Genomic DNA, 590 nt, shown 5'->3' with positions numbered 1-590 from the left:
CGACCATGACCGATACCGACACGCCCGCACTAGCAAGCTAAAACCCCAAACGAGAGGAAAACGCCGTTACACCACTACAAGGGACTTGACCTCACGCTTCCGAAGTCCGCGCGAGTGGAGTTCCGAGAACTCATTACAGTGAGCTCCTTGCGCTGCAGCTGGGCTTGATTGAACTCGCTGGCGCGGTTTGGGATTCCGATCACGACGATTCGCCCCAAACTGCCTGCTGCCTCGACGCAGCTATCGAACGTTCCCGGCGCACCTGCTGCCTCGACCACGACGTCGAACTGGTGTGTTCTGGAATTTTCGGGCCGATTGATTTAAGTCGTTGCCCTGATGATCCGTGTGGGTCAGGGAAGATGGGTAACCATGAAGAAGTTCACCAAGCACACCCCGGAGCAGATCGTTGCGAGGTTAGAGCAGGCGGCGAAGTTGAAAGCAGGAGGCAAGACCAATGGCGACATCGCCCGTGCTCTTGGCGTATCGGAGGCAACGCTGGGTCAAGTCCCTTGTAGTGGTGTAACGGCGTTTTCCTCTCGTTTGGGGTTTTAGCTTGCTAGTGCGGGCGTGTCGGTATCGGTCATGGTCGT

2 protein-coding genes are annotated in these 590 nt (G+C 56.9%); one reads left to right on the top strand and one right to left on the bottom strand.

The annotated features are described in order from the left end of the window. Nucleotides 1-74: 74 nt before the first annotated feature. Nucleotides 75-320 (bottom strand): zinc-binding dehydrogenase, encoded by a 246-nt coding sequence (locus tag BSZ39_RS15220; protein ID WP_083603374.1) that lies wholly within the window; start codon nucleotides 318-320, stop codon nucleotides 75-77. 49 nt (nucleotides 321-369) lie between these two features. On the opposite strand from BSZ39_RS15220, the gene BSZ39_RS13800 reads away from it, so the two are divergent. Further along, the gene (locus tag BSZ39_RS13800; protein WP_143180566.1) at nucleotides 370-552 is read left to right on the top strand and encodes a helix-turn-helix domain-containing protein; all 183 of its coding nucleotides are present in this window, start codon (nucleotides 370-372) and stop codon (nucleotides 550-552) included. Nucleotides 553-590 lie beyond the last annotated feature (38 nt).

Origin of the sequence: Bowdeniella nasicola (assembly GCF_001907295.1) — a bacterium.
GTDB lineage: Bacteria > Actinomycetota > Actinomycetes > Actinomycetales > Actinomycetaceae > Bowdeniella > Bowdeniella nasicola.
This window is presented reverse-complemented; position numbering and strand designations above follow the sequence as displayed.